The sequence below is a fragment of the Nocardioides sp. S-1144 genome (assembly GCF_005954645.2).
Lineage (GTDB): Bacteria > Actinomycetota > Actinomycetes > Propionibacteriales > Nocardioidaceae > Nocardioides > Nocardioides dongxiaopingii.
In genome coordinates this window covers 2,436,518-2,460,443 of record NZ_CP040695.2, presented here as the reverse complement: position 1 = coordinate 2,460,443, position 23,926 = coordinate 2,436,518, and the positions used below count along the sequence as shown (strand labels likewise).

Annotated in this window: 25 protein-coding genes and 2 pseudogenes; 22 read left to right on the top strand and 5 right to left on the bottom strand. The window is 74.3% G+C overall.

Features of this window, described 5'->3' with window-relative positions:
- Positions 1-21: 21 nt before the first annotated feature.
- A complete protein-coding gene (locus tag FE634_RS11565) occupies positions 22-429 on the bottom strand; it encodes a uridine kinase family protein (RefSeq protein WP_262347395.1) in 408 nt (135 codons plus the stop codon).
- Positions 430-590: 161 nt separating this feature from the next.
- Complete coding sequence (locus tag FE634_RS11560; RefSeq protein ID WP_137295036.1) at positions 591-1,061, bottom strand: cellulose synthase; 471 nt, start codon at positions 1,059-1,061, stop codon at positions 591-593.
- 166 nt (positions 1,062-1,227) lie between these two features.
- Between FE634_RS11560 and FE634_RS11555 the strand changes: the two genes are divergently transcribed.
- The 6 genes from FE634_RS11555 to FE634_RS11530 all read left to right on the top strand — a co-directional run bounded on the left by FE634_RS11555 (position 1,228) and on the right by FE634_RS11530 (position 5,343).
- Complete coding sequence (locus FE634_RS11555) at positions 1,228-1,785, top strand: SseB family protein (protein WP_138875948.1); 558 nt, start codon at positions 1,228-1,230, stop codon at positions 1,783-1,785.
- Between the two features lie 265 nt (positions 1,786-2,050).
- A complete protein-coding gene (gene infC / locus FE634_RS11550; RefSeq protein WP_134768482.1) occupies positions 2,051-2,752 on the top strand; it encodes a translation initiation factor IF-3 in 702 nt (233 codons plus the stop codon).
- A 74-nt stretch (positions 2,753-2,826) separates the two neighbouring features.
- A complete protein-coding gene (gene rpmI / locus FE634_RS11545) occupies positions 2,827-3,021 on the top strand; it encodes a 50S ribosomal protein L35 (protein WP_137295034.1) in 195 nt (64 codons plus the stop codon).
- Between the two features lie 49 nt (positions 3,022-3,070).
- The gene (gene rplT, locus FE634_RS11540; RefSeq protein ID WP_137295033.1) at positions 3,071-3,457 is read left to right on the top strand and encodes a 50S ribosomal protein L20; all 387 of its coding nucleotides are present in this window, start codon (positions 3,071-3,073) and stop codon (positions 3,455-3,457) included.
- Positions 3,454-4,233: a TrmH family RNA methyltransferase gene (locus FE634_RS11535; RefSeq protein WP_138875947.1), complete on the top strand. Its 780-nt coding sequence runs from the start codon at positions 3,454-3,456 to the stop codon at positions 4,231-4,233. Before rplT ends, FE634_RS11535 begins: the two co-directional genes overlap by 4 nt.
- A 51-nt stretch (positions 4,234-4,284) precedes the next feature.
- Positions 4,285-5,343 carry a sensor histidine kinase gene (locus tag FE634_RS11530; protein WP_148240608.1) on the top strand — a complete coding sequence of 353 codons (1,059 nt, stop codon included), beginning with the start codon at positions 4,285-4,287 and terminating at the stop codon, positions 5,341-5,343.
- Between the two features lie 32 nt (positions 5,344-5,375).
- Here FE634_RS11530 and FE634_RS11525 read toward each other — a convergent pair whose 3' ends face one another.
- Entirely contained in the window at positions 5,376-6,041 is a 666-nt protein-coding gene (locus FE634_RS11525) for a TIGR03086 family metal-binding protein (protein ID WP_187366680.1), read from the bottom strand.
- Between the two features lie 62 nt (positions 6,042-6,103).
- Between FE634_RS11525 and FE634_RS21635 the strand changes: the two are divergent.
- The 3 genes and pseudogenes from FE634_RS21635 to FE634_RS21920 form a co-directional block, all read left to right on the top strand.
- Positions 6,104-6,214, top strand: a pseudogene (locus FE634_RS21635) (AsnC family transcriptional regulator); the annotation flags it as partial.
- A 316-nt stretch (positions 6,215-6,530) separates the two neighbouring features.
- Positions 6,531-6,656: pseudogene (locus tag FE634_RS21925) on the top strand (WYL domain-containing protein); the annotation flags it as partial.
- A gap of 130 nt (positions 6,657-6,786) precedes the next feature.
- The gene (locus FE634_RS21920) at positions 6,787-7,140 is read left to right on the top strand and encodes a WYL domain-containing protein (protein WP_262347394.1); all 354 of its coding nucleotides are present in this window, start codon (positions 6,787-6,789) and stop codon (positions 7,138-7,140) included.
- Here FE634_RS21920 and FE634_RS11515 read toward each other — a convergent pair.
- Positions 7,034-7,870, bottom strand: a complete 837-nt coding sequence (locus FE634_RS11515) for a DUF817 domain-containing protein (protein ID WP_222847571.1) — start codon at positions 7,868-7,870, stop codon at positions 7,034-7,036. The two genes, FE634_RS21920 and FE634_RS11515, sit on opposite strands and share 107 nt — an antisense overlap.
- A gap of 90 nt (positions 7,871-7,960) precedes the next feature.
- Between FE634_RS11515 and pheS the strand changes: the two genes are divergently transcribed.
- The 3 genes from pheS to FE634_RS11500 are packed head-to-tail and all read left to right on the top strand — an operon-like array spanning position 7,961 to position 13,094.
- Positions 7,961-9,073 (top strand): phenylalanine--tRNA ligase subunit alpha, encoded by a 1,113-nt coding sequence (gene pheS, locus FE634_RS11510; RefSeq protein ID WP_137295029.1) that lies wholly within the window; start codon positions 7,961-7,963, stop codon positions 9,071-9,073.
- Positions 9,073-11,610 (top strand): phenylalanine--tRNA ligase subunit beta, encoded by a 2,538-nt coding sequence (pheT, locus tag FE634_RS11505; RefSeq protein ID WP_138875944.1) that lies wholly within the window; start codon positions 9,073-9,075, stop codon positions 11,608-11,610. Before pheS ends, pheT begins: the two co-directional genes overlap by 1 nt.
- Positions 11,611-11,612: 2 nt before the next feature.
- Positions 11,613-13,094: an aldehyde dehydrogenase family protein gene (locus FE634_RS11500; RefSeq protein ID WP_138875943.1), complete on the top strand. Its 1,482-nt coding sequence runs from the start codon at positions 11,613-11,615 to the stop codon at positions 13,092-13,094.
- Between the two features lie 21 nt (positions 13,095-13,115).
- Here FE634_RS11500 and FE634_RS11495 read toward each other — a convergent pair whose 3' ends face one another.
- The gene (locus tag FE634_RS11495; RefSeq protein WP_138875942.1) at positions 13,116-13,916 is read right to left on the bottom strand and encodes a maleylpyruvate isomerase family mycothiol-dependent enzyme; all 801 of its coding nucleotides are present in this window, start codon (positions 13,914-13,916) and stop codon (positions 13,116-13,118) included.
- A gap of 100 nt (positions 13,917-14,016) precedes the next feature.
- On the opposite strand from FE634_RS11495, the gene argC reads away from it, so the two are divergent.
- Genes argC through FE634_RS11445 form a run of 10 tightly spaced genes read left to right on the top strand, consistent with a single transcriptional unit; the run spans position 14,017 to position 23,782 of the window.
- A complete protein-coding gene (gene argC / locus FE634_RS11490; RefSeq protein WP_187366679.1) occupies positions 14,017-15,060 on the top strand; it encodes an N-acetyl-gamma-glutamyl-phosphate reductase in 1,044 nt (347 codons plus the stop codon).
- Positions 15,057-15,524 (top strand): ACT domain-containing protein, encoded by a 468-nt coding sequence (locus tag FE634_RS11485; protein ID WP_138875940.1) that lies wholly within the window; start codon positions 15,057-15,059, stop codon positions 15,522-15,524. The genes argC and FE634_RS11485 overlap by 4 nt, the downstream gene beginning before the upstream one ends.
- A gap of 23 nt (positions 15,525-15,547) precedes the next feature.
- Entirely contained in the window at positions 15,548-16,699 is a 1,152-nt protein-coding gene (gene argJ / locus FE634_RS11480; RefSeq protein ID WP_137295023.1) for a bifunctional glutamate N-acetyltransferase/amino-acid acetyltransferase ArgJ, read from the top strand.
- Complete coding sequence (gene argB / locus FE634_RS11475) at positions 16,696-17,643, top strand: acetylglutamate kinase (RefSeq protein ID WP_137295022.1); 948 nt, start codon at positions 16,696-16,698, stop codon at positions 17,641-17,643. Before argJ ends, argB begins: the two co-directional genes overlap by 4 nt.
- Positions 17,644-17,689: 46 nt before the next feature.
- Positions 17,690-18,856, top strand: coding sequence for an acetylornithine transaminase (locus FE634_RS11470; protein WP_148240995.1), 1,167 nt, complete (start codon positions 17,690-17,692; stop codon positions 18,854-18,856).
- Positions 18,853-19,782, top strand: coding sequence for an ornithine carbamoyltransferase (gene argF, locus FE634_RS11465; RefSeq protein ID WP_137295021.1), 930 nt, complete (start codon positions 18,853-18,855; stop codon positions 19,780-19,782). Before FE634_RS11470 ends, argF begins: the two co-directional genes overlap by 4 nt.
- On the top strand, positions 19,779-20,336 hold the full coding sequence (locus tag FE634_RS11460) for an arginine repressor (RefSeq protein ID WP_137295020.1): 558 nt from the start codon (positions 19,779-19,781) through the stop codon (positions 20,334-20,336). The genes argF and FE634_RS11460 overlap by 4 nt, the downstream gene beginning before the upstream one ends.
- Complete coding sequence (gene argG / locus FE634_RS11455; protein ID WP_137295019.1) at positions 20,333-21,775, top strand: argininosuccinate synthase; 1,443 nt, start codon at positions 20,333-20,335, stop codon at positions 21,773-21,775. Before FE634_RS11460 ends, argG begins: the two co-directional genes overlap by 4 nt.
- Positions 21,775-23,199 carry an argininosuccinate lyase gene (gene argH / locus FE634_RS11450; protein ID WP_137295018.1) on the top strand — a complete coding sequence of 475 codons (1,425 nt, stop codon included), beginning with the start codon at positions 21,775-21,777 and terminating at the stop codon, positions 23,197-23,199. The genes argG and argH overlap by 1 nt, the downstream gene beginning before the upstream one ends.
- Positions 23,183-23,782 (top strand): DNA-3-methyladenine glycosylase, encoded by a 600-nt coding sequence (locus FE634_RS11445; protein ID WP_138875939.1) that lies wholly within the window; start codon positions 23,183-23,185, stop codon positions 23,780-23,782. The genes argH and FE634_RS11445 overlap by 17 nt, the downstream gene beginning before the upstream one ends.
- The last annotated feature ends 144 nt before the right edge of the window (positions 23,783-23,926 follow it).

Here is a 23,926-nt window from a genome sequence, read left to right as displayed (position 1 = left end):
ATGCTGACGGTGACCCGATCCTCACCCAGCCGGCCGGGTCCCGTCCACCAGCACGTCGGCCCGCTCGCGGGTGCGGTGCCGCGCGTGGTGGGCGTCCTCGGCGTCCTGCCAGGCCAGCCACTGCTCCCGCAGGTGCCCGCCGTCGCGCTCGATCCCGCGCCGGAGCCGCACGCCGCGGGGGGCCTCGACCCACACCAGCACCGTGGCCAGGTCGGTGTGGGTCGCCGAGCCGGAGCCGACCCCCTCGACGACGAGCAGGCCGGTGGTCAGGTCGTCCGGCGCGACGGTGACGGTCTCGGCGAGCGCGCCGGCGTGCCAGTCGTAGCGGCGGTAGTGGCCCGGCCGGCCCTCGGCGAGCGGGACCAGCAGCGTCGCGAGCTGGGCGTCGACGTGCGCCAGGCCGGTCCAGCCGTCGTACAGGTCGTCCATGTGGACGACGGGCGCCCCGGTCGCGGCGGCGAGCGCCCGGGCGAGCGTGGTCTTGCCCGAGCCGCCGGGGCCGTCGACGCAGACCAGGCGGGCGGCACCCAGCGTGGGTGCCCGGTCCTCGAGCAGCTCGAGGACCGTCTCGAGCGGCCCGCGGGGTCCGCTCAGCTGATGCCCCGGCTCTTGAGGATCGCCTCGATGTCGGCGAGGTCGTCGTCGATCGCGGGCGCGCCCTTCTGCCGGTTGGCCGCGGCCGAGGGGGCGGCCGCCGTCGGGGGGAGCGCGGCCGGGTCGGTCCCCGCGCGCTGCTTGCGCTGCCGCCTCGGCGCCGCGCCGCCGCCGCGCCGGTCGACGACCCGGCCGGCGCCGAACAGGAGCACCGCGACCCCGGCCACCGCGATCCCGACCCACACGACGGGGCTGAGGACCAGCCGCACCGCCCAGTCGCCGATCGCGTCGCCGACCCGCGCGAACATCTCGAGCGTCTTGGTGAGGTAGGCCGCCAGGGGGAGCAGGGTGATCCCGGCGCCCTTGAGCCCCGCCCCGAGCCCGCGCCGCTGGTAGGCGAACCAGGTCGCGACGCCGAACACCAGGGTGAGGGCGAGGGCCAGTACGCCGTAGCTCACGTCGTCCATGGCGCCAGCCTGTCACAGGCGGCCACATCGCGACGGGCGCCGGCCGCCCCGTGCCGCCCCTCGTGCCGCCCCTCGTGCCGCCACTGGTGCCGGGGTGTCGGGGGTCGCGGTGTCGCGACCTCGCGTGATGTGACCCGCCGCGGCCGCGGTGGGAGGATGGCTCACCGTGACCGACCACCAGGCAGCCGACGGGCGCCAGCTGCTGGCCCCGGCGTTCCCGGACGACACCGGCGCGGCCGACCCCGCGCTGACGGCGGCGCTCAGCGCCTACGCCGAGGACCCGGCGTCCCCGGCCGCGCTGGGTGGGGTGCTGGCCGCCCTCCAGTCCTCCCGCGTGCTGGTTCCCGTGGTCGCGGTGGCCGGCGAGGTCGAGCTCGACGAGCGCGGCCTGGCCCACGACAAGACCAGCGACATGGCCGCCGTCCTCGTGCAGGGCGCCGACGGCCGGCGCGGGCTGCTCGGCTTCTCCTCGACGGCGTCGCTCGCGACCTGGAACCCCGAGGCCCGGCCGGTGCCCGTCGCCGCGCGGACGGCGGCGCTGGCGGCGGTCCAGGAGGGGGCGGCGGCGTTGCTGCTCGACCTCGCCGGGCCGGTCCGCGTCGTCGTCGAGGGCGACCACCTCCGTGCCCTCGCGGCCGGCTGGACGCTGGCCCGGGTGGGGGAGGACCTGGCCTGGATCGCGCCGGACCCGGCCCGATTCGGCGAGCCGGGAATCGTGCCCTAGCATTACGTGTTGACCGAGCAGTGACCGCACCCGTGTGGCCGCTGCTCTACAAGCGGAGACCAGGTTCGATCATCTCCCACCCGCACCGACCGCACGCTCCACAGGTCGTCGGGTCCGGTTCAAAGGCTCCGGCCTCGCACTCGTGCACACCATGCACGCTGAGCAGGGTCAGGTGGTCGTGGCTGGCTTCCGCTGACGTCATATCGCGGAAGCCTTCTCTGTTTTTCCTGATCTCTTCGTTCAGGGCTGCCGCGCCACCTGCTGTCTGACTACTGGAGGACCCATCAGCACCGAGCTCCGCATCAACGACCGGATCCGCGTACAGGAGGTCCGGCTCGTGGGACCCAGCGGCGAGACCGTCGGCATCGTGCCGACGGCCGACGCGCTGCGCCTCGCCCAGGAAGCCGACCTCGACCTCGTCGAGATCGCCCCCATGGCCCGACCGCCGGTCTGCAAGCTCATGGACTACGGCAAGTTCAAGTACGAGAACGCCCAGAAGGCTCGTGAGGCGCGCCGGAACCAGACGAACGTGATCATCAAGGAGATGAAGCTTCGTCCCAAGATCGACGCGCACGACTACGAGACCAAGAAGGGCCACGTCGTCCGGTTCCTCAAGGCCGGCGACAAGGTCAAGATCACCATCATGTTCCGCGGCCGCGAGCAGCACCGTCCCGAGCTCGGGTTCCGGCTGCTGCAGCGCCTGGCCGAGGACGTCACCGAGCTGGGCTTCGTCGAGTCGTCGCCCAAGCAGGACGGCCGCAACATGATCATGGTCCTGGGCCCGCACAAGAAGAAGGCCGAGGCCAAGCTCGACCACGCCGTGCAGAAGGCCGAGAAGGAGGCCGAGCGCGCCGCGGTCGTCGCCGAGGAGCAGGCCGAGCGCGACGCCGCCCACGCCGCCGGACCGGTGGCGAAGAAGCGCGAGCGTGGCCGTTCCGAGAACCTCGATCCCGAGATCGAGGCCTGAGACCCGACCAGACTGACCGGTGCCGCCGCCGCGGCCCGGGACGTACGACGAGCACCACCAAGAGGAGAACAGTCATGCCGAAGAACAAGAGCCACAGCGGCGCCGGTAAGCGCTTCAAGGTCACCGGCTCGGGCAAGATCCTGCGGGAGAAGGCCGGCAAGCGGCACAACCTGGAGAAGAAGGCCTCGAAGGTCACGCGTCGCCTGACCGGCACCGTCGAGGTGGCCAAGGCCGACAACAAGCGCGCCAAGAAGATGCTCGGCATCTGACCCTCGCACCACCCACCAGCACCGAGCATTCTGAGCAAGGAGTACGAAGATGGCACGCGTCAAGCGCGCAGTGAACGCCCACAAGAAGCGTCGGGTCACCCTCGAGCGGGCCAGCGGTTACCGCGGCCAGCGCTCGCGCCTGTACCGCAAGGCCAAGGAGCAGGTCACCCACTCGCTGGTCTACAGCTACAACGACCGCAAGAAGAACAAGGGCAACTTCCGTCGCCTGTGGATCCAGCGGATCAACGCTGCTGCCCGCGCGCAGGGCCTGACCTACAACCGCTTCATCCAGGGCCTCAACCTGGCCGGCATCGAGGTCGACCGCAAGATCCTCGCCGACCTGGCCGTCAACGACGTCGCCGCGTTCAACGTGCTCGTCGAGGCCGCCAAGGCCGCCCTGCCCGAGGACGTCAACGCGCCTAAGGTCTCGGCCTGAACGTCCCGCTGGCAGCCGGCAACGGCCGTCTGAAGGACATCCGGAAGCTCAGCCGCCGCTCGGAACGCTCCGAGCGGCGGCTCTTCCTCGTCGACGGCCCCAAGGCCGTCGAGGGAGCGCTCGCGCTGCCCGGGTGCGTCGTCGAGGTCTTCGCGACGCCCGCCGGCGCCGGGCTGGTCCCGCCGAGCACCGAGGTCACCCTGGTCGAGGACCGGGCGATGGCTTCGCTGAGCGACTCCGTCAGCCCGGCCGGCGTCGTCGCGCTGTGCCGCTTCGTCGACCGACCGCTCGAGCACGTGCTCGACGGGACGCCGCGGCTGGTCGCGATCTGCGCCGACGTGCGTGATCCCGGCAACGCCGGGACCGTCGTCCGCACCGCCGACGCCGCGGGCGCGGACGCCGTCGTCCTCGCCGGGCACTCGGTCGACCTCTACAACCCGAAGACCCTGCGGGCCAGCGTCGGCAGCGTCTTCCACCTCCCGCTCGCCGTGGAGCCCGACCCCGCGGCCGCCGTCCGGGCCGCCCGGGCAGCGGGGCTCACCGTGCTGGCCGCCGACGGCGCCGGCGAGCTCGACCTGCACGACCCGGCCGCCGCCGACACGCTGGCGGCCCCGACCGCCTGGCTCCTCGGCAACGAGGCCTGGGGGCTGCCGGAGGAGCTCGCCGCGCTCGCCGACCACCGGGTGCGGATCCCGATCCACGGCCGTGTCGAGAGCCTGAACCTCTCGACCGCCGCCGCGCTGTGCCTCTACGAGTCGGCCCGGCACCACCGCTGAGCCCCGGGTGAACGCGCCCCGGGCCCGTTCGTGACGCCCTATCGTGGCCCCGTGACCGACCAGCGCCTCGCCGACACCCTGCCGGACGGCGTCGTGGTCACCGACGGCGACGGCGTCGTCACGCTGGTCTCCTCGCTCGCCGCGCGGATGCTCGGCACCGATCCCGACGACGCCCGCGGGCGGCCGCTGCCCGAGGTGGTGCGACTCCAGGGCCAGGCCGCCGACTGGGCGACCCACAACCGGCCCTTCGAGGGGCTGCGGACCCGCACCGGCGTCCCCGAGCAGTCCTGGCTGCTGCCCGACGGCACCGAGGTGCTGGTCGCCGCACGCCTGCACCGCGCCGAGCGGCTGGGACCGGTCACCTCGATGGCGATCACGCTGCGCTCCGGGCGCGGGCGGGCCCGGCTCGACCGCGAGCGCTCCGACCTCGTCGCCACCGTGGCCCACGAGCTGCGCTCGCCGCTGACCGGCGTGAAGGGCTTCGTCCAGGCGCTGATCAACCGCTGGGACAAGCTGAACGACGACCAGAAGCTGCTGATGCTGCAGACCGTCAACGCCGACTCCGACCGGCTCAGCCGGCTCATCGCCGAGCTGCTCGACGTCGCCCGCATCGACACCGGCCGGCTCCAGCTCTACCCGCGCCCGGCCGACGCCGGGGCGCTGGTGAGCCGGGTCGTCGACTCCGTCGCCGCCGGCACCGCCACCGAGATCCGCCTCGAGCAGGACGCCGACCTGCCGCCGGTGATGGTCGACCCCGACAAGTTCGTCCAGGTCGTCACGAACCTCGTCGAGAACGCCGTGCGCCACGGCGACGGCGTCGTGCGGGTCTCGGTGACCCGTCAGCCCGTCCCCGCGGTCCCGGGCCCCGCCGACGGGCCGCCGGGCGTGCAGGTCACCGTCGCCGACGAGGGGGAGGGGATCGCGCGCGAGCTGCGGCGCCGGGTCTTCACCAAGTTCTGGACCAGCACCGGGGGCGGCTCGGGTCTCGGGCTCTACATCGTCAACGGGCTGGTCCGCGCCCACCGCGGCACCGTCACCGTCGACGACGCCCCCGGTGGCGGGGCCCTGCTGACCTCGACGTGGCCCGGGGTGCCGGCCGAGCTCGGCTAGCGAGGCGGCCGCCGCCGGGTCGGCCCCGACCCTCAGGGGCGCCACCTCGGGTCGCGCCCGTACCAGGCGACCAGCCGCTCCGTGGCGGGCCGGTCGTCGTCGACCGGCACGACGGCCCCGAACGGGACCTCGTCGGCACCGCGGACCTCCGGGGGCAGGAACGCCCGCAGCGGCGCCAGGCACGGCTCGGCGAGGCGGTCGTCGAAGCCGGTGGTGTCACCGAGCGCGGCCGCGAGGTCCCAGGCGTGGGTGCAGAGCTCGCTGGTGTAGGCCAGCATCGCGCCGGCCGCGGGCATCGGGCCGGCCGGGTGGGTGACGGTGCGCCCGAGGACGTCGGGCTCGGCGAGCGCGGCGGCGAGCTCCGGCTCGCGGGCGGTCCAGGCCGCCGCCCAGCCGTCGTCGGCGACGCCGTCGACCGTGCGCGGCAGCAGCCGGGGGTCGCCCCCGCGCAGGAGCGCCGGGATCCGGTCGGCGACCGCCAGCAGGTGCGAGAGCAGGTCCCGGACGGTCCAGCCGTCGCACGGGGTGGGCCGGTCGAGGTCGGCGGCCCGGACCCGCTCGATGCGGTCGCGCGCCTGGGCGGCGGCGGCGAGGACGAGGGCGCGGGGATCGGTGCCGGTGTCGGTGTGGTCGTCGGTGTGGGAGTCGGTGTGGGAGTCGGTGCTGGAGTCGGTGCGGGTGTTGCTGTCGGTGGTCATGCCAGCAGTCTGGCCAGCAATACCCGACATCTGCTGTCAGGTATTGCTGGCAGGATCGGGGCGTGCGCGCCGACCGCCTGCTCCGCCTCCTGCACCTGCTCCAGCGGCACGGCCGACTGCCCGCGGCGCGGCTCGCAGAGCTGCTCGAGGTCTCCGAGCGGACCGTCCTGCGCGACATGGAGGCACTCTCGGCGTCCGGCGTGCCGGTCTACCTCCAGCGTGGCCGCGGCGGCGGGTGCTCCTTGCTGCCCGGCTACCGCAGCGACGCCAGCGGCCTGACGACCCGCGAGGCGCAGGCGCTCTTCCTCGGCGGCGCCCGCGGGGCCACCAGCGAGCTCGGCCTCGGCCCCGAGCTGGGCAACGCCCTGGCCAAGCTCGCGCTCACCGTGCCCAGCGGCACCCTCGACGAGGCCGACGCCCTGGCCGCCGTCCTCGTGGTCGACCGGCGCCGGTGGTTCGCCGCCGCCGAGCAGGTGCCGGTGCTGCCCGCTGCTGCGGGAGGCCGCGACCACCGCACGCCGGCTGCGGATCCGCTACGCCGCCGCCGACGGCAGCGAGGGCACCCGCACCGTCGACCCGTACGGCCTGGTCGAGAACGCCGGCCGCTGGTACCTGCTGGCCGCGCACCGCGGGCGCCGGCGCACCTACCGGGTCTCGCGGATCCAGGACGCCGTCGTCCTCGCCGAGCCGGCCCCGCCCGGCCGACCTCGACCTGGCCGCCGAGTGGGAGGCCTCGCGGCGCAGCATGGAGGTCGGGGAGTCGGTCGAGCTGGACGTCGCCGTGGCCCCCGCGGCGCTCGCCCTGTTCCGGCGGCTGGCGACGTTCCAGGTCGCCACGGGAGAGGGGGCGCTCGACCTGCCTCCGGTCGCCGGCGACCCCCGCACCCGGCTCCGGCTGGTGGTGCGCACCCGGTTCCAGGCGATCGGGCTGCTGCTCACCTTCGCCGGCGACGTCGAGCTGCTCGCGCCGTCCGGCCTGCGCGCCGAGCTGGTCAGCCGGGCGGAGGCGGCGCTGCGGCAGCACGCGGGCGGGCCGGACGGCGGGCCCGGGCCACCGGCTGGTGCACCACCGCGTACAGCTCGCCCTCCCACCGCTTGAGCCCGGCGACCAGCACGAAGCTCATCGTGACCAGGAGCGCCCACGACCCGATCTTGGCGGCGTGCACCACCTCCCACCCGTCGAGCTGACCGGGGTAGGCCCAGGCGCCGAGGTAGGTCGCGAGGTTCTCGGCCGCCCACAGGAACAGCCCGATGAGCACGAACGAGAGGGCCAGCGGCATCCGGTGGCGCGCACCGCCGACCGAGAAGCCCACCCAGGCGCGGCGCAGGACGACGAGCCCCACCACCGCGAGCGGCACGCGGAGGTCGGCGATCCAGTGGTGGGTGAAGAAGTTCGCGTAGATCGCCACCGCGACCACCGTCGCGGGCACGGCGTCGAACCCGCTGACCCGGAGGTCGAGGCGACGCCACGCCTGGCAGACGTAGGAGCCCACCGCGGCGTACATGAAGCCGGCGAACAGCGGGACGCCCCCCACCTTCGACACGGCCTCCTCGGGGTAGGACCACGACCCGACGCCGACCTTGAAGACCTCGAGGGCGAGACCGACGAGGTGGAAGGCGACGACCACCAGCACCTCGCGCCAGGTCTCGAGGCCGAGCGCCCAGAACCCGAGGGTCACCACGACGCACCACACCAGCAGCGCGTCGTAGCGGGCCAGCGGCAGCGGGACGACGTGCGCCACGACCAGGCCCGCGAACAGCGCGACCGCGAACAGGCACGACTGGGCCTCGAGCCACGCGAACCGCACGAGCTGGACCAGGAGGCGCACGCCGCCACCGTACGGGCGGGGCGGGGGCCGCGGGGCGGGACGGTGGAACCGGTTCGCGGCCCGGGGTGCGTCGTTCCTAGACTCACCACCATGTCAGGACCGAACACCGACTACGACCCCGTGGAGGTCAGCACCTTGAAGCCCGACGAGGTCGACGCGGCCCGCGACGCGGCCCTGGCCGCCATCGGCGCGGCCGCCGACCTCGACGCGCTCAAGCAGGTGCGGATCGAGCACACCGGTGACCGGTCCGCGCTGGCCCTGGCCAACCGTGAGATCGGCGCGCTGCCGCCCCAGGCCCGCAAGGAGGCCGGCCAGCGCGTGGGTCAGGCCCGGGGGGCCGTCGGCAAGGCGCTCGCCGCCCGCCAGGTCGTGCTCGAGGCCGAGCACGAGGAGCGGATGCTGGCCGAGGAGACCGTCGACGTCACCCTGCCCACCGACCGGGTGCCCGCGGGTGCGCGGCACCCCGTCACCACCGGCTCCGAGCTGATCGCCGACATCTTCGTCGCGATGGGCTGGGAGGTCGCCGAGGGTCCCGTCATCGAGGCCGAGTGGCTGAACTTCGACGCGCTCAACCTCGGCCCCGACCACCCGGCGCGCACCATGCAGGACACGTTCTGGACCGACCCGTCCGACAACGGCGTCGTGCTGCGCACCCACACCTCGCCGGTGCAGGCGCGCACCATGCTCACCCGCACGCCCCCCATCTACGTCGTCTGCCCCGGCCGGGTCTTCCGCACCGACGAGTACGACGCCACGCACAGCCCGGTCTTCCACCAGGTCGAGGGGCTCGCGATCGACGAGGGCATCACCATGGCCCACCTCAAGGGGACCCTGGACCACTTCGCGACCGCGATGTTCGGCGACGGCATCGTGACGCGCTTCCGCCCGTCGTTCTTCCCCTTCACCGAGCCGTCCGCCGAGGTCGACCTGGTCTGCTTCGTGTGCCGCGGCACCGCGCTGAACGCCGAGGGCACCGACGTGTGCCGCACCTGTCGCGGCGAGGGCTGGATCGAGTGGGGCGGCTGCGGCGTGGTCAACCCGCGGGTGCTGCGCGCCTGCGGCGTCGACAGCGACCGCTACACCGGCTTCGCCTTCGGGATGGGCATCGACCGCACGCTGATGTTCCGCCACGGCATCGCCGACCTCCGCGACCTCTTCGAGGGCGACGTCCGCTTCACCACCGCTTTCGGATCGGAACTCTGATGAAGGCCCCCGTCTCCTGGATCCGCGAGTACGTCGACCTGCCGGCCGACGTCACCACCGAGCAGCTCGCGGCACGCCTGACCGCCCTCGGCCTCAAGCTCGAGGCGATCGAGGCCCCCGGTGACCAGATCACCGGGCCGCTCGTGGTGGGCCGCGTGCTCACCCGCGAGCCCGAGCCGCAGAAGAACGGCAAGACCATCAACTGGTGCACCGTCGACGTCGGCGCCGCCAACGGCACCGGCGAGCCCCAGGGCATCGTCTGCGGCGCGCACAACTTCGACGTCGGCGACCTGGTCGTCGTCGTCCTGCCCGGCGGCGTGCTGCCGGGCGGCTTCGCGATCTCGGCGCGCAAGACCTACGGCCACGTCTCGGCCGGGATGATCTGCTCGGCCGCCGAGCTCGGGATCAGCACCGAGCACGACGGCATCATCGTGCTGCCGGCCGACGCCGGCGAGCCGGGCACCGACGCCTTCGACGTGCTCGGGCTGCACGACGACGTCATCGAGTTCGAGATCAACCCCGACCGCGCCTACGCCCTGAGCCTGCGCGGCATCGCCCGCGACGCCGCCCTCGGCTTCGGTGCCGCCTTCACCGACCCCGCCGACCTCGGCGGCCGCGCGCTCCCGACGGCGAACGCCGACGGGTACCCGGTCGACGTCCAGGACGCCGAGGGCTGCCCGCTCTTCGTCGCCCGGCTCGTCGAGGGCTTCGACCCGACGGCCGCGACGCCCGACTGGATGGCCCAGCGCCTCGTCCAGGCCGGGATGCGACCGATCTCCCTGGCCGTCGACGTCACCAACTACGTGATGCTCGAGCTCGGCCGGCCGATCCACGGCTACGACGCCGACCGGCTCACCGGCCCCCTCGGCGTCCGGCGCGCCACCGCGGGGGAGCGGCTGACCACCCTCGACGGGACCAGGCGCACCCTCGCGCCCGGCGACCTGGTCGTCACCGACGACTCCGGGATCATCGGCCTCGGCGGCGTCATGGGTGGCGCGGAGACCGAGATCACCGAGGCCACCACCCGCGTGCTGGTCGAGGCCGCTCACTGGGACGCCGTCTCGGTGTTCCGCACCGGCAAGCGCCACAAGATCTCCTCCGAGGCCGGCAAGCGCAACGAGCGCGGGGTCGACCCGACCGTCACCGAGGCGGCCGCCGACCGCGTCGTGGAGCTGCTCACGACCCACGGCGGCGGCACCGCCGCGCCCGGCGTCACCGTCGTCGGCTCCGCACCCGCGCAGCCGACGATCGACATGGCCTCCGACCTGCCCGAGCGGATCACCGGGATGTCGGTCCCGCGCGAGACGACGGTGGCGCACCTGCGCGCCGTCGGCTGCATCGTCGACGAGACGGGCGACGGGTCCGAGGCCGGGGCCGGGGCCGGGGCCGGCACCCTGCTCACCGTCACCCCGCCGCCGTGGCGTCCCGACCTCACCGACCCCCACGACCTGGTCGAGGAGGTCGCCCGGGTGGTCGGCTACGACCAGGTGCCCTCGGTGCTCCCGACGCCGGGCGCCGGACGCGGGCTGACGCGCGAGCAGCGGCTGCGGCGCCGGGCCGGGCGCACCCTGGCCGGGGCCGGGCTCGTCGAGGTGATCAGCTTCCCGTTCGTCGGTGACGCCGTCCTCGACCAGTTCGGCCTGCCCGCCGACGACCCGCGCCGCCGCACCGTGCGGCTCGCGAACCCGATCTCCGCGGAGGAGCCGGGCTACACGACCACCCTGCTGCCCGGCCTGGTGCGGGCCGCGGCCCGCAACCTGGGTCGCGGGGCCCCCGGCGTCGCGCTCTTCGAGACCGGCACCGTCGCGTTCCCGGCCGAGCACGGGCCGGCCCCGATCCACGGCGTCGACCGCCGACCCACCGACGAGGAGCTCGCCCAGCTCTACGCCGCCATCCCGGCGCAGCCGCTGCACCTCGGGGTCGTCCTGGCCGGCGAGCGCGAGCGCGCCGGCTGGTGGGGCAGCGGTCGCGAGTCCTCCTGGTCCGACGCCCTCGCCGTGGTCCGCCGCCTGGGCGACGAGCTCGGGCTGGTCGTCGAGACCCGCGCCGCCGTCCGGGCGCCGTGGCACCCCGGTCGCTGCGCGGAGGTGCTGGTCGGCGGGCATACCGTCGGGCATACCGTCGGGCACGCCGGCGAGCTGCACCCGAAGGTCTGCGCCGCGTTCGGCCTGCCGAGGCGCAGCGCCGCGGTCGAGCTCGACCTCGGCGTCGTGCTGGCCGGGGCCCGCGACGTCGTCCCGGGGCCGTCGTTCTCGTCCTACCCGCTCGCCAAGGAGGACGTCGCCCTCGTCGTCGACGACGCCGTCACCGTCGCCGCGGTCGAGGACGCCCTGCGGGCCGGGGCCGGCGACCTGCTCGAGTCGATCCGGCTCTTCGACGTCTACACCGGTGAGCAGGTCGGCAGCGGCCGGCGCTCGCTGGCCTTCGCCCTGCGCTTCCGTGCCCCCGACCGCACCCTCACCGAGCCCGAGACCAGTGCCGCCCGCGACGCCGCGGTCGCCGCGGCCGTGGAGCGGTGCGGCGCCGTGCAGCGCTAGCCGTGCCCGACCTGTTCATCGGCGGCCGGTGGCGTGCCGCCTCCGGGGGAGGGACGCGGGAGGTCCGCTGCCCGGCCGACGGGTCCCTGGTCGGCACCGTCGACGAGGCCTCGACGCCCGACACCCTCGCCGCGATCGGCGCCGCCCGCGAGGCCTTCGACCAGGGCCCGTGGCCGGGCCTGCCCATCGCGGAGCGGGCGGCGGTGCTCACCCGCGTCGCCGACCTGCTCGAGCGCGACCGGGCGGCGATCGCGCGCGCCGAGTCCCTCGACACCGGCAAGCGCCTGGTCGAGAGCGGGTACGACGTCGACGACGTGGTCTCGGTGTTCCGGCACTACGCCACGGTCGTCAGCGACGAGCCACGCACCGTCGACACCGGTCGCCCCGACGTCCGCTCCGTCGTGGTGCACGAGCCGGTCGGCGTCTGCGGGCTGATCACGCCGTGGAACTACCCGCTGCTCCAGACGTCGTGGAAGGTCGCGCCGGCCCTGGTCGCCGGGTGCACGTTCGTCCTCAAGCCGAGCGAGCTCACCCCGCACACCGCGATCCACCTCGTGCGGATCCTCGAGGAGGCCGGCGTCCCGCCGGGCGTGGCCAACCTCGTGCTCGGGGCCGGCCCGGCCGCCGGCGCCCCGCTCGCGGAGGATCCCCGCGTCGACCTGCTGTCGTTCACCGGTGGGCTCGGCACGGGCAAGCAGCTGATGGCCGCGGCGTCCGGCACGGTGAAGAAGGTGGCGCTCGAGCTCGGTGGCAAGAACCCCAACATCGTCTTCGCGGACGCCGACCTCGAGGCCGCCCTCGACCTCGCCCTCACCGCGGTGTTCCTGCACTCCGGCCAGGTCTGCTCGGCCGGGGCCCGACTCCTGGTCCAGGAGGACCTGCACGACCGCTTCGTCGACGAGCTCGTCGCCCGCGCCGGGCGGATCCGGCTCGGGGGACCCTTCGACGAGCAGGCCGAGACCGGCCCGCTCACGAGCGCGGCGCACCGCGACAAGGTCGAGGCCCACGTCGCGGCCGGCATCGCCGAGGGCGCGGTGCTGCGCTGTGGCGGACGACGTCCGGACGACCCGGCGCTGGCCGACGGGTTCTACTACCTGCCGACCGTCCTGGACGGGTGCACCTCGTCGATGTCGGTGACGTCGGAGGAGTCGTTCGGGCCGGTGCTCACCGTGGAGACCTTCGTCGACGAGGACGAGGCGGTGGCCCTGGCCAACGACTCCATCTTCGGCCTGGCCGGGGCCGTGTGGACCGCCGACGAGGCGCTGGCGCAGCGGGTGGCGGCGCGGCTGCGGGTGGGGACGGTGTGGGTCAACGACTACCACCCCTACGTCGCGCAGGCCGAGTGGGGCGGCTACAAGCAGTCCGGCATCGGGCGCGAGCTCGGCGCGGCCGGCCTCGACGAGTACCGCGAGACCAAGCACGTCTGGACCAACACCGCGCCGGCCCCGCAGCACTGGTTCCGCCCGGCCCCCGAGCGCCCCTGAGCCCGAGGAGGACCGGGGGCCTCAGTCCAGCGGCGGGCCGACCGCGGCGAGCAGGGCGGCGAACGCCGCGGGGTCGCCCTCGACCGTGACCGCGTCGCGCTCGCGCCGCTTCCACAGCCACGCGTCGAGGTCGGCCGCGGTGCCGGAGACGACGGCGTCCGGCTCGGTGCCGGGGTCGGCGACGAGCAGCACGTGCGGCCCGTCGTAGACCTTCCCGGACTCGGGGTGGGTGCCGAGGAAGGTGCACGGCTGGGTCCAGAGGGCGTGGCCGGTGTCGGTGAGGTCGAGGCGCACGTGCTGGACGCCGGGCTCGATCCGCCCCCACCCGGGCGCCTCGCCGCCGTACATCACCTCCAGCAGCTCGGCGACGCCGTCGGCGGCCAGCGCCGGGTCGAGCGGAGACGCGACGCCGGCGGCCTGCTCGGCGTCGAGGCGGTGGATCAGCGACTCGTGGGCCTGGCGGCGGTAGGTGAAGCCCACGGTCTGCTCGGGGGCCCAGGTCCAGGCGGCCTCGGCGGGATCGGCCCGCGACAGCGCGTCGACCAGCGAGGCCGAGCTCTCGGCGTGCTGCTCCACCAGCCCGGCGTGCGTGTCGGCGCGGCCGCGCCGGAGCTCGTCGTCGGGCGGACCGCCCGGGCGTCGCCGGACGACCTCGCTCCAGAACCACTGCACCTCGGAGTGGTGCCACAGCAGGTCGTCGGCGCTCCAGTCGGGGCAGGCCGGCACCCGGGCCTCCGGGTCGCAGGCGGCGAGCACGGCCTCGAGCCGCGCGGACTCCGAGCGGATATGGTCGAGGTAGGCCGGGAAGGTGAGACGGGTCATGGCGCCACGGTAGGTGCGGGCGCCGACGGGCGCCCCCACTTTGTCGGCTTGGTCGGACCCCGGTGTGCATGAACATTCACCGGTCTGTATTGTCATGCGCATGACGACGAAGTCGCGCGTAGCTGTCGCGGGCGCCAGCGGGTACGCCGGGGGCGAGGTCCTGCGGCTCCTGCTGGCCCACCCCGCGGTCGAGATCGGCGCCCTGACGGCCGGCTCGAACGCCGGCGAGACCCTCGGCCCGCTCCAGCCGCACCTGGTGCCCCTGGCCGACCGGGTGCTGGAGCCGACCACGATCGAGGTCCTCGCCGGCCACGACGTCGTCTTTCTGGCCCTGCCGCACGGGCAGTCCGCGGTGATCGCCGAGGCGCTCGACGACGACGTCGTGGTCATCGACTGCGGCGCCGACTTCCGGCTCGAGGACCCCGCCGCGTGGGAGAGGTTCTACGGCGGCCCGCACGCCGGCACCTGGGCCTACGGGCTCCCCGAGCTCCCCGGCCGGCGCGAGGCGCTGCGCGGCGCGCGGCGGATCGCCGTCCCCGGCTGCTACCCGACCGTGTCGTCGCTGACCCTGGCCCCGGCGCTCGCCGCGGGCCTGGTCGAGCCCGACCTCGTGGTCGTCGCCGCCTCGGGCACCAGCGGCGCCGGCAAGGCCGCCAAGACCCACCTGCTCGGCAGCGAGGTGATGGGCAACGCCAGCGCCTACGGCGTCGGCGGGGTGCACCGCCACACGCCCGAGATCACCCAGAACCTCCAGCCCCTCGCCGGCGACGGCGTCGTCCGGGTCAGCTTCACGCCGCTGCTCGTGCCGATGTCGCGCGGGATCCTGGCCACCTGCTCGGCCCCGCTCGCCGCGAGCGCCACCACCACCGCCGACGACGCGCACGCCGCCTACGTCGAGGCCTACGCCGACGAGCCGTTCGTGCACGTCCTGCCGCCCGGGTCGTGGCCCCAGACGCAGTCGGTGCTCGGGTCCAACGCCGTGCACCTCCAGGTCACCGTCGACGAGGCCGCCGGCCGGCTGGTGGCCGTCGGCGCCGTCGACAACCTCGCCAAGGGCACCGGCGGCGCCGCCGTGCAGTGCCTCAACCTCGCCCTGGGTCTCGAGGAGACCCTCGGCCTGACGACAGTAGGACTCGCGCCATGAGCACCGACAACCCGACCGACACCCCGAACGACACCCCGACCGACAGCACCGGCGACGGCACCGGGGGAGGCCTGCTCACCATCGAGCAGTTCCCCGAGAAGATCGCCGTCCTCAAGCTCGCCGCGGGCGCCGACATCCCCGAGTGGGCCGAGTCGTCCTCGATCTTCTCGATCACCGCGACCGCGGCCGCGACCACGGTCGTCTGCGCCGGGCGCAGCGTGCCGAAGAAGGTGCCGGGCGTGCGCGGCCTGATCGGCTTCCAGGCCGCGGGCGCGGCCGGCGCCGCCGACACCGCGGGCCTGCTGGTCGGGCTGCTCGAGCCGCTGGCCGAGGAGTCGATCGCGGTCCAGGTGCTCACCGCCTACGACCACGTGTGGGTGCTGGTCTCCGCCGACGCCGCCGAGCGGGCCGGCGAGGCGTGGCGACGACGAGGGCACACCGTCGCCCTCGCCACGCCCGCCTGACCCACCCCGACCAGGAGCTCACCATGAGCATCACCACCCCCGCCGGCTTCTCGGCGGCCGGCGTCGCCGCCGGGCTCAAGTCCACCGGCGCCAAGGACCTCGCCCTCGTCGTCAACCACGGCCCGACCTTCGACTCCGCCAGCGTCTTCACCGCCAACCGCTGCAAGGCGAACCCCGTGCTGTGGAGCCAGGAGGTCGTCAAGGACGGCATCGTGCGCGCGGTCGTCCTCAACTCCGGCGGCGCCAACTGCTACACCGGCCCCGAGGGCTTCCAGACCACCCACGCGGTCGCCGAGCGCGTCGGCGCGACCGTCGGCGTCGGGGCGGTCGACGTCGTCGTCTGCTCGACCGGGCTCATCGGCCTGGCCAACTCCCGCGAGGACCTCCTCGCCGGCGTCGACGCCGCGCACGCCGCGCTCTCGCCCGACGGCGGCGACGACGCCGCCCACGCGATCATGACCACCGACTCGGTCAGCAAGCAGGCCGTCGTCGAGGGCGCCGGCTGGAGCATCGGCGGCATGGCCAAGGGCGCGGGCATGCTCGCGCCGCAGCTCGCAACCATGCTCGTCGTGGTCACCACCGACGCCGTCGTCCCGGCCGCCGACCTCGACGCCGCGCTGCGGGCGGCGACCCGGGTCAGCTTCGACCGGCTCGACTCCGACGGCTGCATGTCGACCAACGACACCGTCACCGTGCTCGCCTCCGGCGCCAGCGGCATCACGCCGTCGCTGCCCGACTTCACCGAGGCCCTCACCCAGCTCTGCACCGACCTGGCGATGCAGCTGCTCCGCGACGCCGAGGGCGCCGACCACGAGATCGCGATCACGACGGTCAACGCCGCCACCACCGACGACGCCGTCGAGGTCGGGCGCAGCGTCGCGCGCAGCAACCTCTTCAAGGCCGCGGTCTTCGGCAAGGACCCCAACTGGGGCCGCGTCCTGGCCTCCCTCGGGACGACGTCCGCGGCCTTCGACCCCGCCGACCTCGACGTCGCCATGAACGGCGTCTGGGTCTGCCGGAGCTCGACGCCGGCCGAGGACCCCGCCCTCGTCGACCTCGCCCCTCGCGAGGTCAGCGTGACGATCGACCTCAAGGCCGGCGGCGAGCGCGCCACCGTCTGGACCAACGACCTCACCCACGCCTACGTCCACGAGAACAGCGCCTACTCCTCATGAACACCACAGCGAACGACCCGACCCGGCCCGACCCCTCGCGCCCGGACCCCGCCAAGGCCCGCACCCTCGCCGGCGCGCTGCCCTGGCTGAAGCGCTACCACGGCAAGATCGTGGTGGTGAAGTACGGCGGCAACGCCATGACCGACGACACGCTCAAGCGCGCCTTCGCCGAGGACGTCGTGTTCCTGCGGCTGGCCGGCTTCAAGCCCGTCGTCGTCCACGGCGGCGGACCGCAGATCTCGGCGATGCTCGACCAGCTCGGCATCGAGTCGGAGTTCCGCGGCGGCCTGCGGGTCACCACGCCGGAGGCGATGGACGTCGTGCGGATGGTGCTCGTCGGCAAGGTGCAGCGCGAGCTCGTCGGCCTGATCAACGAGCACGGCCCGCTCGCGGTGGGGCTCTCGGGCGAGGACGCCCAGCTCTTCACCGCCACGCCCACCAACACCGTCGTCGACGGCGAGGAGGTCGACCTCGGTCTGGTCGGCGAGGTCACCCACGTGCGCCCCGAGGCGGTGCTCGACATCATCGGCGCCGGCCGGATCCCGGTGGTCTCGAGCGTCGCGCCCGACGCCGACGGCGTGGTCCACAACGTCAACGCCGACTCGGCGGCCGCGTCGCTCGCCCTCGCGCTCGGCGCCGAGAAGCTGCTCGTCCTGACCGACGTCGAGGGGCTGTTCCTCGACTGGCCCAGCTCGGAGGACGTGATCGGCGAGATCAGCCCCGAGGCGCTCGCCGAGATCCTCCCGACGCTGGCCAGCGGCATGGTCCCGAAGATGAAGGCCTGCCTCCAGGCGGTCCAGGGCGGCGTCCCGCGCGCGACCGTGGTCGACGGCCGCGAGGCCCACGCGGTGCTGCTCGAGCTGTTCACCCAGGAGGGCGTCGGCACGCAGGTGCTGCCCGGCGTCGAGACCAAGACCCGGAAGGCGAGGGACGCCGGTGAGTGACGTCGCGACCGACCAGGCCTGGGGGACCCGCCACGCCGCGTCGCTGATGAACGCCTTCGGCCCCCCGCGGCTCACCCTCGCCCGGGGCGCCGGCGCCCACGTGTGGGACACCGACGGCACCGAGTACGTCGACCTGCTCGGCGGCATCGCCGTCAACGCCCTGGGCCACGGCCACCCCGCCCTCGTCGAGGCCGTCACCGCCCAGCTGTCGACCCTCGGCCACATCTCCAACTTCTTCGCCAGCCCCCCGCAGGTCGAGCTGGCCGAGACCCTCCTCGCGCTGGTCACGGGCGGCGCCCCGGCGCCCGTCCCGGGGGCGGCCCCCGGCAAGGTCTTCTTCACCAGCTCCGGCACCGAGGCGGTCGAGGCGGCGTTCAAGCTCACCCGGCGCACCGGCCGCACCCACGTGGTCGCCGCCGAGGGCGGGTTCCACGGCCGCACCATGGGAGCGCTGGCGCTGACCTCCAAGGAGGCCTACCGGACGCCGTTCGAGCCGCTGCCGGGTCACGTCACCTTCGTCCCGTACGGCGACGCGGAGGCGCTGGCCGCCGCGGTCACCGACCAGACCGCCGCCGTCCTGCTCGAGCCGATCCAGGGTGAGGCCGGCGTCGTCGTCCCGCCGGACGGCTACCTGGCCCGCGCCCGCGAGATCACCACCGAGCACGGCGCGCTGCTGTGGTTCGACGAGATCCAGACCGGCGCCGGCCGCACGGGCCTCTGGTTCGAGCACCACCGCAGCGGCGTGGTGCCCGACGTCGTCACCCTGGCCAAGGGGCTGGCCGGCGGCTTCCCGATCGGCGCCTGCCTCGCGCTGGGCGCGAGCGCCGACCTCATCCAGCCCGGCAACCACGGCTCCACGTTCGGTGGCAACCCGGTCGCCTGCGCGGCCGCGCTCGCCGTCCTCGCCACGATCGAGGCCGAGGGACTGCTCGAGCGCGCCACGCTGCTCGGCCGCCGGCTGCGCGACGGCCTGGGCGCCGACCCCCGGGTCACCGAGGTGCGCGGCGAGGGCCTGCTGATCGGTCTCGACCTGGCCTCCGACGTCTCCGCCGAGGTGGCCGCGGCCGCCCTCGCGCACGGCTTCATCGTCAACAACCCGACGCCGCGGCGGATCAGGCTCGCCCCGCCGCTCGTCCTCACCGACGACGACGTCACCGCGTTCCTGGCGGCGTGGCCGGCGATCCTCGACGACGCGACGGGGGAGGGCCCGTGACGACCCGCCACTTCCTGCGCGACGACGACCTCACGCCCGCCGAGCAGGCGCGGCTGCTCGACCTCGCCGCCGAGATGAAGGCCCTCCCGTACTCGCGGCGGCCGCTGGCCGGCCCGCGCTCGGTCGCGATGATCTTCGACAAGCCGACCCTGCGCACCCAGGTCTCCTTCGGCGCCGGCATCGCCGAGCTGGGCGGCAACCCGCTGCTCGTCGAGGGCCGGCTCGCCGGCATCGGCGTCCGCGAGTCCGTCGAGGACGTCGCGCGCGTGCTCGGGCGCCAGGTGGCGGTCGTCGTCTGGCGCACCTTCCACCAGACCGACCTCGACACGATGGCCGCGCACGCCGGCGTCCCGGTCGTGAACGCGCTCACCGACGAGTTCCACCCCTGCCAGCTCATCGCCGACCTGCTCACCGTGCGCGAGCACCTGGGTGGCCTCGCCGGACGGACCGTCGCCTTCGTCGGCGACGCCGCCTGCAACATGGGCAGCTCCTGGCTGCTGGCCGGGACCACCGCGGGCATGCACGTGCGCGTCTCGGCCCCGGACGGCTACGCCCCGGAGCCGGCGGTGGTCGAGCGGGCCTGCGAGATCGCCGCGGCCACCGGGGGGTCCGCGGCCTTCGTGCCGGACCCCGGCACGGCGGTCGAGGGTGCCGACGTCGTGGTCACCGACACCTGGATCTCGATGGGCAAGGAGGCCGAGGAGGACGCCCGCGCCGCGGTGCTCGCGCCCTACTCGCTGACCCCCGACCTGGTGGCGCGCGCCCGCCCCGGCGCCATCGTGCTGCACTGCCTGCCGGCCTACCGCGGCAAGGAGATCGCCGCCGAGGTGCTCGACGGGCCGCAGAGCGTGGTGTGGGACGAGGCCGAGAACCGGCGCCACGCGCAGAAGGCCGTGCTCGCGTTCCTGCTCGAGGAGTCGCGGTGACCGCCCAGGCGCAGACCGGGAGCGCCCGGGTCCCGGTCACCAAGAACGCCCGCCACCAGCGGATCGTCGACCTCGTCACCCACCACGAGGTGCACTCCCAGGCCGAGCTGGCCGAGCTGCTCGGCGACGAGGGCCTGCGCGTCACCCAGGCGACCCTGTCGCGCGACCTCGTCGAGCTCGACGCGCTCAAGGTCCGCTCGGCGTCCGGGGCGCTGGTCTACGCCGTCCCCGGCGAGGGGGGCGACCGCCGCCTGCAGTCGCCGGGGGAGACCGTCGCCGCGGTGGCCCGCCTGGCCCGGCTCTGCGGCGAGCTGCTGGTCAGCGCCGACCACAGCGCCAACCTCGTCGTCCTGCGAACCCCGCCCGGCGCCGCCCAGTTCCTGGCCTCCGCCTTCGACCGGGCCGAGCTGCCCGACGTCCTCGGCACCATCGCCGGCGACGACACGGTCCTGGTCATCGGCCGCGACCCGGACGGGGGCGAGTCGCTCGCCCGCCGCTTCCTGTCGCTCGCCGCACCCACCGACACGCACCACGAACCCAAGGAGCACCAGTGAGCAAGGTCCTGACGTCCCTCCCCGTCGGCGAGCGGGTGGGCATCGCCTTCTCCGGCGGTCTCGACACCTCCGTCGCCGTCGCCTGGATGCGGGCCAAGGGGGCGATCCCGTGCACCTACACCGCCGACATCGGCCAGTACGACGAGCCCGACATCGCCGGCGTCCCCGGCCGCGCGCTCGAGTACGGCGCCGAGCTGGCGCGTCACGTCGACATCAAGCCCCAGCTGGTCGAGGAGGGCCTGGCGGCGCTCGCGTGCGGCGCCTTCCACATCCGCTCCGGCGGCCGCACCTACTTCAACACCACGCCCCTCGGGCGGGCGGTCACCGGCACCATCCTGGTGCGCGCGATGCACGACGACGGCGTCGACATCTGGGGCGACGGCTCGACGTTCAAGGGCAACGACATCGAGCGGTTCTACCGCTACGGGCTGCTCGCCAACCCGAACCTGCGCATCTACAAGCCCTGGCTCGACGCCGACTTCGTCACCGAGCTCGGCGGTCGCGCCGAGATGAGCCAGTGGCTGGTGGAGAACGGCCTGCCCTACCGCGACAGCACCGAGAAGGCGTACTCGACCGACGCCAACATCTGGGGCGCCACGCACGAGGCCAAGACCCTCGAGCACCTCGACGTCTCGCTGGAGACCGTCGAGCCGATCATGGGCGTGAAGTTCTGGGACCCCGCGGTCGCCATCGACACCGAGGACGTGACCATCCGCTTCGAGCGCGGCCGCCCGGTCGCCGTCGACGGCCAGGAGTTCGACGGGCCCGAGGGGGCCGTCGAGCTGGTGCACCACGCCAACGCCATCGGCGGACGGCACGGCCTCGGCATGTGCGACCAGATCGAGAACCGGATCATCGAGGCCAAGTCGCGCGGCATCTACGAGGCGCCGGGCATGGCGCTGCTCTGGATCGCCTACGAGCGCCTGCTCAACGCCATCCACAACGAGGACACGATCGCCAGCTACCACGCGGAGGGACGGCGGCTCGGCCGGCTGCTCTACGAGGGCCGCTGGCTCGACCCGCAGGCCCTGATGCTGCGGGAGTCGATCCAGCGCTGGATCGCCTCGGTCGTGACCGGCGAGGTCACCATCCGGCTGCGGCGCGGCGAGGACTACACGGTCCTGCGCACCGACGGGCCGGCGTTCTCCTACCACCCCGACAAGCTGTCGATGGAGCGCACCGAGAACGCCGCGTTCGGCCCGACCGACCGGATCGGGCAGCTGACGATGCGCAACCTCGACATCGCCGACTCGCGCGCCAAGCTCGAGCTGTACGCCGACCAGCCGCACGACCAGGGCCACGTGGTGGTCGAGAACGGCACCCTGTTCGGCGAGATCGAGAGCGGCGGCTACGACCGGATCACCGCCAACCCGAACGCCGCCCGCGGCACCGGCGACGAGGCGCTCGACGCCGCCGCGATGGAGCTCGGTACCGACTGATGGGCGAGCTCAGCACGACCAACGAGGGCAAGCTGTGGGGCGGCCGGTTCGAGGGCGGGCCCTCGCCCGAGCTCGAGCGGCTCTCGCGCTCGACCCACTTCGACTGGCGGCTCGCGCTCTACGACATCGCCGGCTCGCACGCCCACGCCAAGGCGCTCGGTGCCGCGGGGCTGCTCACCGAGCCGGAGGAGAACGAGCTGCACCGGGGTCTCGACGCGCTGGCCGCGGCCTTCTCCGCCGGCCGACTCCGGCCGGCCGAGTCCGACGAGGACGTGCACGGTGCCCTGGAGCGCCTCCTCATCGAGGAGGTCGGCGCCGACGTCGGCGGCAAGCTGCGCGCCGGCCGGTCCCGCAACGACCAGATCGCCACCCTGTTCCGGTGCTACCTGCTCGACCACGGCCGGGTGGTCGCCGGGCTGGTCCTGGACCTCGTCGACGCGCTCGCCGCCCAGGCCGAGACCCACCTCGGCGCGATCATGCCGGGCCGCACCCACCTCCAGCACGCCCAGCCGGTGCTGCTCTCGCACCACCTGCTCGCCCACGCGTGGACGCTGCTGCGCGACGTCGACCGGCTCGGCGACTGGCGCGACCGGGTGGTGTCGGACTCGCCCTACGGCTCGGGGGCGCTGGCGGGTCAGAGCCTCGGGCTCGACCCGGTGCTCGTGGCCACCGAGCTGGGCTTCACCGGCTCCAGCGCCAACTCCATCGACGGCACGGCCTCGCGCGACTTCGTGTCGGAGTTCGCCTTCGTGTGCGCCCAGACGGGCGTGGACATCTCCCGCCTCGCCGAGGAGATCATCCTCTGGGCGACCCGTGAGTTCGACTTCGTGACGCTGCACGACTCGTGGTCGACCGGGTCGAGCATCATGCCGCAGAAGAAGAACCCCGACATCTCCGAGCTCGCCCGCGGCAAGGCCGGCCGCCTGGTGGGCAACCTGACGGGCCTGCTCACGACCCTCAAGGCGTTGCCGCTGGCCTACAACCGCGACCTGCAGGAGGACAAGGAGCCGGTCTTCGACTCCCTCGACACCCTCGAGGTGCTGCTCCCGGCGTTCACGGGCCAGGTGGCCACGCTCGTCTACAACACCGGGCGGATGGCCGAGCTCGCGCCCCAGGGGTTCTCGCTGGCCACCGACGTCGCGGAGTGGCTGGTCCGCGAGGGGACGCCGTTCCGGATCGCCCACGAGCTGGCCGGGGCGTGCGTGCGCGCCGCGGAGGCCGGGGGAACCGACCTCGACGGCCTCACCGACGAGGAGTTCGCCGCGATCTCGCCCCTGCTCACCCCGCAGGTGCGGCTCGTGCTCACCGCCGAGGGCTCGGTCGCCTCGCGCGACGGGCGCGGCGGCACCGCCCCCGTCCGGGTCCGCGAGCAGCTGGCCGAGCTCCGGGCGCTGGCGGCCACCCACCGTGAGCGACTGGCCTGAGCTGCTCGGCGCCGCCGAGGACGTGGCGCCGAGGCTGCTCGGTGCGGTGCTCCGGCTCGGCGAGGTCGCCGTCCGCCTGACCGAGGTGGAGGCCTACGCCGGCACCGCCGACCCGGGGTCGCACGCCTCCCGGGGCCCGACCCTGCGGACCCGGATCATGTTCGGGCCCGCGGGGTCGCTCTACTGCTACCTCAGCTACGGCATGCACGTGTGCGCCAACGTGGTCGTGGGGGAGGAGGGCACCGCCGCGGCGGTGCTGCTCCGTGCCGGCGAGGTCGTCGCCGGCCACGAGGTCGTCGCCGGTCGTCGTCCGGGCGTCGCCCCGCGCGACCAGGCGCGCGGGCCGGCCCTGCTGTGCCGGACCCTGGGCATCGGGCTCGCGCACGGCGGCGGCGACCTGCGCCGCGGTCCGGTCACGCTCGAGACGGGGGAGCCGCCCGCCCGCTACGAGCGCGGTCCGCGGACCGGTCTGCGCCTCGCTCCGGACCGGCCGTGGCGGTTCTGGCTCCCGGGCGAGCCGTCCGTGTCGGCGTACCGGCGGCACCCGAAGGCCGTCGCAGAGCCCGGAACGACGCGGTTCTGAGCGCTCGGCAGGACCCGATTTTGCGTGACGGGAGGACGTGCTCTAACGTTCTCTTCGTCGCGGTGAGCGACTCCCAGTCGGGGCCAGGAGGCCCAAGAACGATGGGAGTCAGCACGCCCGGCACCTGGCCGGACTGGCCGCCGA

Excerpts from the sequence above, each read along its gene's own strand:
- argH (WP_137295018.1), top strand. The coding sequence starts at position 21,775 with ATGGGCGAGCTCAGCACGACCAACGAGGGCAAGCTGTGGGGCGGCCGG.
- argB (WP_137295022.1), top strand. The coding sequence starts at position 16,696 with ATGAACACCACAGCGAACGACCCGACCCGGCCCGACCCCTCGCGCCCG.
- argJ (WP_137295023.1), top strand. The coding sequence starts at position 15,548 with ATGAGCATCACCACCCCCGCCGGCTTCTCGGCGGCCGGCGTCGCCGCC.
- FE634_RS11525 (WP_187366680.1), bottom strand. The coding sequence starts at position 6,041 with ATGACCACCGACAGCAACACCCGCACCGACTCCAGCACCGACTCCCAC.
- argC (WP_187366679.1), top strand. The coding sequence starts at position 14,017 with ATGACGACGAAGTCGCGCGTAGCTGTCGCGGGCGCCAGCGGGTACGCC.
- FE634_RS11495 (WP_138875942.1), bottom strand. The coding sequence starts at position 13,916 with ATGACCCGTCTCACCTTCCCGGCCTACCTCGACCATATCCGCTCGGAG.
- FE634_RS11560 (WP_137295036.1), bottom strand. The coding sequence starts at position 1,061 with ATGGACGACGTGAGCTACGGCGTACTGGCCCTCGCCCTCACCCTGGTG.
- pheS (WP_137295029.1), top strand. The coding sequence starts at position 7,961 with ATGTCAGGACCGAACACCGACTACGACCCCGTGGAGGTCAGCACCTTG.
- rplT (WP_137295033.1), top strand. The coding sequence starts at position 3,071 with ATGGCACGCGTCAAGCGCGCAGTGAACGCCCACAAGAAGCGTCGGGTC.
- FE634_RS11485 (WP_138875940.1), top strand. The coding sequence starts at position 15,057 with ATGAGCACCGACAACCCGACCGACACCCCGAACGACACCCCGACCGAC.
- FE634_RS21920 (WP_262347394.1), top strand. The coding sequence starts at position 6,787 with ATGGAGGTCGGGGAGTCGGTCGAGCTGGACGTCGCCGTGGCCCCCGCG.
- rpmI (WP_137295034.1), top strand. The coding sequence starts at position 2,827 with ATGCCGAAGAACAAGAGCCACAGCGGCGCCGGTAAGCGCTTCAAGGTC.
- FE634_RS11470 (WP_148240995.1), top strand. The coding sequence starts at position 17,690 with ATGAACGCCTTCGGCCCCCCGCGGCTCACCCTCGCCCGGGGCGCCGGC.
- pheT (WP_138875944.1), top strand. The coding sequence starts at position 9,073 with ATGAAGGCCCCCGTCTCCTGGATCCGCGAGTACGTCGACCTGCCGGCC.
- FE634_RS11565 (WP_262347395.1), bottom strand. The coding sequence starts at position 429 with ATGGACGACCTGTACGACGGCTGGACCGGCCTGGCGCACGTCGACGCC.